Origin of the sequence: Cupriavidus phytohabitans, assembly GCF_000426345.1 — a bacterium.
Taxonomy (GTDB): Bacteria; Pseudomonadota; Gammaproteobacteria; order Burkholderiales; family Burkholderiaceae; genus Cupriavidus.
The window spans coordinates 1-7,082 of record NZ_AUFE01000136.1; the positions used below are offsets into that span (position 1 = coordinate 1).

Genomic DNA, 7,082 nt, shown 5'->3' on the forward strand with positions numbered 1-7,082 from the left:
AACGGCACGAAGGTCTCGCCCTTGAGTGAGCGGCGGATGATCTCGATCAGGGCCTCGGGCAAGTGGGACAGGTTGCCCAGCGTCTCGTTCTTGACCACGCCGTCCTCGCGGTAACTACGCCGCAACAGGTGGGTGTGATAGACCTGGTCCTTGTACTTGCGGGTCGTCGTAACGACGTGAGCGGTTCCGGTTCGTGCTGGCATAGCCAGAAGAATAGGAAATAACAAGCAAATATCAAGTATTTTTAGTGACTACAAAAAGAAGACCTGGAACGTCCCTGATGAGCCGTTTCCTCAAGCGGGACAAGGGCTTCGCGACGCCACGGCTGCGGCGTCACCATGCAACTTCGGGCTAACGATAGGTCATCACAAGGCCGTGGACCAGCGTGGACCAGCCGTCCATCACGACGAACAGCAGCAGCTTGAACGGAATGGCCACGTTGGTGGGCGTCACCTGATTCAGTCCCATCGCGAGCAACACATTCGCGATGATCAGGTCGATGACGATAAAGCAGATGTAGAGCAGAAAGCCGATCTTGAACGCGTCGGTCAGTTCGGTCAGCGTGAAGGCGGGCGCGAGTACGATCAGGTCGTTCTCGTGCAGGCTTGACGCCGCGTCTTTTGGCCATACCACATTCGCCGAGCGAATGAAGAAGCGTTTTTCGCGTTCGTTTGTGTGCTTCTGCAAGAACGCGCGGAACGGTTCGCGCGCGCCGCTGAAGATCTGGATCAGCGCCTGAGTAGGCTGGCTGGAAATTGGCTGCCCCTGCATCGACTGCATGGCCTCCATGCCGACCGGCGCCATCACGTAGAGCGAGACGAGAATCGCTATGCCATTTAGGACCATGTTGGGCGGCACCTGCTGCACGCCGAGAGCATTGCGCAGCAGGCCGAGCACGACGACGATCTTCGCGTACGAGGTGACGATCATCGCAACGAAAGGGACGAGGCTGATCGCAACAATGACGATCAGCAGTCCGGTGATGTCACTGAACTGAACCATCACCGTGCGCCATGCGCAGGATGCGGATGCCTAGATGGTCGCCCACGGTGACGAGTTCGCCGTAGCCGATGGTCTGGCCATGAGTGACCAGCTTGAGTTGTGCTTCTGCAACCGACGTCGGCAGTTCGAGCACATAGCCAGGGCGCAGCGCATACAGTTGCGAGAGCGGCAGCGCAACGGTGTCCAATTCGAACTGGACGGGCAGATCGAGTTCGCCGATGTCGATCGGATTCGAATGTTCATCCGGCGCGAGAAGATCGTCCGGGCGAACGGGATCCAGCTCATTGGTCATGATGGGCTCCTTCGTGAGTGAAAGCCTGCGGCCTTCGATGTTGACTGGCGCGTGAACGCGCATCAGGCCGGGCGAGCCCCAAGCCATGGTGGCGCTCGCGGGCGACGCGGCCTGTGCGGCAGAGCCTTCGGCCGCGTGCGTTGCGCAGGCTTCGACGATATGGCGTGCGTCGCTTTGCGGCAGCAGTGCGCGCAGTTGACCGGCCAGCGAACGCAGCAGGACGTCGCCCGGTTGAAGCGCGCGCAGCGTGTCGACGGGCAGGCGCCGCGAGCCAAGTATCAGGCGCCCAGGCACCGGGCAGTTGCCCAACGGCCATGTGCGTTCCTGCATTCGCGATGAAGCGTATGCGGCGAAGGCGTCGGCGGTAAAACGGGCCGTGCGCGCGAAGTGCCACGCTTCGAGCGCGTCCACCAAGGGCGCCGCCAGCATCACGCGCGCGCGATGCCGGGTTCCGTCGGCCGAGAAAGTCACGCTGAATGCCGCGCCGTCTCGCGCATCGAGGATATCGGGCTCATTCGACGCGTGCGGCAGGCCGCGCTTGAGCTGCGTGACATGCACGCCGGCAAAGCCGAGCGCAGCAAGCCGCTTCAGCAACGGCTCCAGCAGCACACCGGCGACCGCGATGCGCAACGCACGCGCCGCGTCGCTGGGGACCGGCGCGCCGTCTGGCAACGCGGCGATCTCGAGAGCGGGATACGCAGCAAGATCGAACAGCACGCGAATCGCGCCGGCCGGATGCTCGAGATCGAGCACGCCCGGCTCTGCAAAAGGCGCGGGCGGGCCTTCGGCTGCGGCTTCGGGCGTCGCTTGCCATTCGGCGATAGCGGCGTTCCGTTCTACGCATTGCACGCTGCCCGCATGGCAGACGAGCCGCGCAACGCGCGCAACGCCGAGTGGCACGGCGCGAAGGAGCAGCACGCCAATGGGCGTGGTTTGTGCTCCCGCGCGCAAGCCGGCGTTCACTGCAGCAGCCGGCTGGGCGGCAGGCGGTGCAGCCTCGGTCGCGGCGTGTTCTGTGGCCACGTTCACCCCTGGCATTTCAGCGATCGAATAACTCATGCGGCGTCGGTTCAATGGCCTGGCCTGCGTTGGCCAGGGCGGTTTCAAGTGTGAAGGACAACACCCCGTATGTTATTGAACAGGAAGTCGGTCCGAGGGATTAGCTAGAACCTGAGCGAGGACTGGACTTGTAATGGGTTGTGGCAGTTAGGGTTTTGCGAGGCCGGGTTTTGAAACTATCGGCGATGGCATCGAGGTCCTCCTGAGAGTGGACGGACAGGTCGGTGCCCTTGGGTAAGTACTGGCGCAGCAGACCGTTGGTCTTCTCGCAGAAGTACACGCGCACGCCGGTGGTGGCGCTGAGTTCGCCGTGCCGCGCCATCTCACCGCCCTGGTCGTAGGTCAGCGTCTGGCGCAGCGGCGCGACCAGGGATTGCAGCTTGGCGGTGAAGCCCGCCAAGGCCGAAGCAGCAGTAGCGTTGGGCATCTTATCTCGATGCGCATGCGCTCTTCGGGTTGTAGTTGTTGGTACTTCATTCTTGTCATTCACTGAACCGGATGGCAAGGTGCTGCATTTCAGATTTGAGGGCCGCCCAGGATAAACAACAGGCGGTGAGTTCACCACACTGTCAGTTCGATGTCGCGTGGCGTGCCCCACGCGTTTAGCAGCGCAGCGAGATCGCGTTCGAGCACCGCACTGTGGTCGAAGAGTAACTGCCGCGTTCCGATGCTCGGCGTGTCGAACCGAAGCGACAGCCAGAAACGCGAAAGAGAGAGATAGAGCGTCGTGTCCGGCAGAATGCGCGCGTCGAGCGGAATACTCACTTCCCAGTTGCCGGCATTGCCGATCGCCCGGTTGGCGCAGAAGGCGGCCACCTGCCACGCGAGCGAGCGCGCAAGTTCGAGAAAGTGGCCTCGCGTGCGAAATAGGACGTCGACGGCGGGCATCGTCGTGGCGGGAAGACGCTGCAGCAGAGCCTCGTGCGCGGCGAGTGGGCTGGCCGATTCGCGCGCGGCTTCGCCCTCCGCAGTGGCTTCCACGTGGGCGTTCGAATCGCTGGCCCGTCCGTCGTCAAAGGGAATTACGTGCGCGCAATTCTCAACGGGATCGCTTGCTTCGCATGAGTGATCCGCTTGCGTTTCAGGCGTCGCTCGATCGAATGCAACGGAAGCGCGCGGCGCGCTCGGGCGACGCACGAGCACCGCGTAATCGAAAGGCCGCGCGCGCACCACGCGGGCGGTGGGCCGCTGGTCGCTATTCGACGCAATGATGCGGAGCGGCCTCGGTTCGATGAGGGTCATGAGGTTAACGTGGAGGTTAGCGCGCTGCTAGTGTTACGCGACCGAGCGGCTTCAATTCGACATGCTGGCCTAGTTCTTGATAGGAGTAGACGGCGAGCCAGTCGAGCCGCCCCTCGATCATGCGGCGCACGTAACGGCGAATGTCCATCGAGGTGACGAGCGCTACGCCGTCACGCGGCGTAGCGCCAACAAAAGATTGGATCCGGTCAATAAAAAAGCCCACTTCATCAGGCGGCAATGCAAGGAAGTTGCCCGTTGGCGTCTGCTTGATCGCCTGGCGGATATGCTGCTCGACCGGCAGATCGAACAATACCGCGGCCAATATCCGGCCCGCACCCGCTGCGCGATGCGCGAGAAAGCGCGCGAGATCGCCGCGCACATATTCGGTCAGCATCAGCATGTCCTTTTCCTTCGCGCCCCACGCGACGAGGCTCTCCAGAATATTGCGCACGTTGCGGATCGGAATCTGCTCTTCCAGCAGCCGCCGCAGCACGTCGGCAATGCGCTGCGGCGGCAGCACCTTCTGCACCTCGGCAACGAGGCCTGGATTTTCGGTGTTCTGCTGATCGAGTATCCATTGCACTTCCTGAATGCCGAGAAAGAGCGACGCGTGCTTGCGCAGCATCGCCACCGACGCATAGGCGATCACCTGCTCGGCGCGCCATGCCGGTTGGTTGGGCGGCAAGCTGGTTTCGTCGATCCACCATGTGGGCCCAGGGCCGCCGTCGAGTCCACGGCGTTCCTCACCGCCACGAACATCGGCGCGCGCGTCGCGCGTTTCGGCGTCGGCGGAAAGCGGCTCGCGCATGCCGGTGAGCGCCGGCTCCGGCAGCATTACCTTGCCGGGCGGCAATTCGATCGCACAATACGGGACGTCTTGCATGAGCAGTTCGCAGCTCGAAGCGGGCAAGTCGTCGCTTGTCCACATGGTGATGCCCGGAAATGGCAAGCCGAGATGTTCCTGCAGCCGCCCGCGTTCGGTTTCGAAGGAGCGGTCGAGCGCGGTAGTTGACAGGCGCACGACGAGGTCTGGCGACATGCGCACACCGACCGGGCAGGTGAATTGAGGCGCTCGCGTGAGGATTGCCGGCGTCCCGGCTTTCGAGCCGACGCGCTGCATTGCGTTGACGGCTCCCCCCGCATGCGTGATCACGGCGGGCTTGTGCCTGCCGAGTCGGTAACCGCAGGACGCGAGAATCGCCGCGAGCAGCACGAACAGCGCAGTCGGAAAGCCCGGCACGGCGGCGAAGCCAAGCAGGAGCAGGCTCGCGAAGTAGAGTGCGCGGGCGCTGACCGAAAGCTGCTGACCGATCTCGTCGCCGAGCGACAGCGGCCGCGCGTCGCGTTCGTCGGAGACGCGCGTGATCATTACGCCCGCGGCCACCGAAAGCAGCAGCGACGGAATCTGCGAGACCATTGCATCGCCGACCGACAGAACAGAAAAGCGGTTCGCCGCTTCGCCCGCCGTCATCCCGTGATACGAGACGCCTACCGCAATGCCCGCAATGATGTTAATCAGTGTGATGATGAGACCGGCCACCGCATCGCCCTTGACGAACTTCATCGCGCCGTCCATGCCGCCGTGCAACTGGCTTTCGACAGCAAGCGTTGCGCGTTTGCGGCGCGCCTCTTCGGGCGTGAGCAGATTGGCGCGCAGATCGGCGTCGATGCTCATCTGCTTGCCGGGCAACGCGTCAAGTGTAAAACGCGCGCCGACTTCGGCCACGCGCTCCGAGCCTTTCGCAATCACGATGAACTGCACGGTAGTGATGATCAAGAACACCACCATGCCGACCACGAGGTTGCCGCCGACCACCAGCTCGCCAAAACTTTCGATAATGTTGCCCGCATCCGCGTGCAGCAGAATCGATTTGGTCGAGGCAATGTTGAGCGAGAGCCGGTACAAGGTGGTGAAAAGCAGCAGCGACGGAAATACGGAAAGCGACACCACGTTCGGCACATACATGGTCACCATGAGCAGAGTCACGCTGATCGTGATGTTGATGGCGAGCAGCACATCGATCAGAAACGGCGGCAGCGGCAGGATCATCAGCGAGATGATCGCGACCACCAGCATCGCGATGCCGATTTCGCCGGTGGCGGGTAACTTAGGTGGTGTCTTGAACATCGCGGCTCCCGAGGTTGTCGCCATTGTGCTAGCCGGCGTCGTTTTCAATACGCCGTGAGCCGATCGCATCGACCCAGCGTAGGATCGCGGCGATGGTTTCGAACATTTCCTCCGGAATAGGGTCGTCTATCTCGACCTTGTAGAGCGCGTGCGCGATCGGTGGATTGCCGATGATCGGTACATTCGCATCGCGCGCGAAGCGACGCAATTGCGCCGCATTTTCGTCCATGCCACGCGCGATCACAAGCGGAAGCGGATGTTCTGCGGGGGCATAGCGGATGGCGACCGCATAGTGCGTCGGGTTGACGATCAGGGCGTTCGCAGACCTCACGCGCTGCGCGGGTGCCGCCGCAGTCGCCAATTCGCGCGCCAACCTTTTGCGTTTCGCCTTGATCTGCGGGTCACCATCCATTTCTTTGTGTTCCCGCTTGACTTCGTCTTTCGACATTTTCAGTTTTCGCAGGAACAGCATGCGTTGCACCTTGACATCGACGACACCGATTACGATAAACACGGTCACGGCCACGGCGAAGAGTTTGATCAGCAACGACCAGAAGAGCTTCGACAATTCGGGAAGCGGCTGGTACAGCGAACCCACGATCAACGGCAGTATCCATTTGATCGTGAACCCCATCACCGCTCCGATAATGCCCGCCTTGATCACCATCCTTACGATGTCGATCACCGTGCGCCACGAGAACATCCGCTTTACGCCGTCGACGGGGCTCACGTGTTTGGGATCGGGTACGACAGGTTTGGTGGCAATCTGAAAACTCACTTGCGGGATCAGCGCGGCCACTGCTGCGAGCGCTGCCGCACCCACGCATGGCACGATCACGATCAATGCCTGCTTGCCGAGGTTGAACAGCTTGACGAACATGAGCGACTGACCGTGACTGCCAGACGTGAATTCGAGCGCAGTACTGACGATGGTTCGCAGCGCACCGCCGAAGCTATCGGCCCCGAACGCGAGCACGCCGACGACAGCGGCCATCGTCGCGCCGTCGACCAGATCGGCGCTCTTCGACGTCTCGCCATCCTTGCGTGTGTCGAGTAGCCGTTTGTTGGTGGGCTGCTCGGTCTTTTCTTCGCTCATGACTTTCTGCTCGTAATGTCGAATGGGCGCACCCATGCGCCTTCGGGGCTCGAAGGTAGCGGACCATTCGCCGCGCTGCGCGGCGAATGCGAAGCCTGTCTTCGGCAAGCGAAGTGACGCCGCCACGCGTCCAACTCAGCATGGCGCAACACGCGCTTCGCATGGATCACGCCTACTTCGTGTCGGGAATTTTGCTGCGCGGTGCCGGCTGATATGGTGTGATGCATTGCTGTTGCGCGCCGAATGCCGATGCTTAATCGGTC

The 7,082-nt window shown here is 62.1% G+C and carries 6 protein-coding genes and 1 pseudogene; all 7 read right to left on the reverse strand.

What is annotated here, in order from left to right; all coding sequences use genetic code 11:
• Positions 1–203 (reverse strand): IS1634 family transposase N-terminal domain-related protein (locus tag K309_RS38495; protein WP_035878783.1); only part of this gene is annotated, 203 nt, incomplete at its 3' end.
• A gap of 148 nt (positions 204–351) precedes the next feature.
• A complete protein-coding gene (gene sctR, locus K309_RS0133115) occupies positions 352–1,002 on the reverse strand; it encodes a type III secretion system export apparatus subunit SctR (protein ID WP_029050252.1) in 651 nt (216 codons plus the stop codon).
• Positions 986–2,353 (reverse strand): type III secretion system cytoplasmic ring protein SctQ, encoded by a 1,368-nt coding sequence (gene sctQ / locus K309_RS0133120; protein WP_029050253.1) that lies wholly within the window; start codon positions 2,351–2,353, stop codon positions 986–988. The genes sctR and sctQ overlap by 17 nt, the downstream gene beginning before the upstream one ends.
• Positions 2,354–2,425: 72 nt before the next feature.
• Positions 2,426–2,783 (reverse strand): annotated as a pseudogene (locus K309_RS38500) (IS30 family transposase); the annotation flags it as partial.
• A gap of 128 nt (positions 2,784–2,911) precedes the next feature.
• The gene (gene sctP / locus K309_RS0133130) at positions 2,912–3,595 is read right to left on the reverse strand and encodes a type III secretion system protein SctP (RefSeq protein WP_029050254.1); all 684 of its coding nucleotides are present in this window, start codon (positions 3,593–3,595) and stop codon (positions 2,912–2,914) included.
• A 16-nt stretch (positions 3,596–3,611) separates the two neighbouring features.
• Positions 3,612–5,723 (reverse strand): type III secretion system export apparatus subunit SctV, encoded by a 2,112-nt coding sequence (gene sctV, locus K309_RS0133135; RefSeq protein ID WP_029050255.1) that lies wholly within the window; start codon positions 5,721–5,723, stop codon positions 3,612–3,614.
• A gap of 28 nt (positions 5,724–5,751) precedes the next feature.
• Positions 5,752–6,819, reverse strand: coding sequence for a type III secretion system export apparatus subunit SctU (gene sctU, locus K309_RS0133140; protein WP_029050256.1), 1,068 nt, complete (start codon positions 6,817–6,819; stop codon positions 5,752–5,754).
• Between the last annotated feature and the right edge of the window lie 263 nt (positions 6,820–7,082).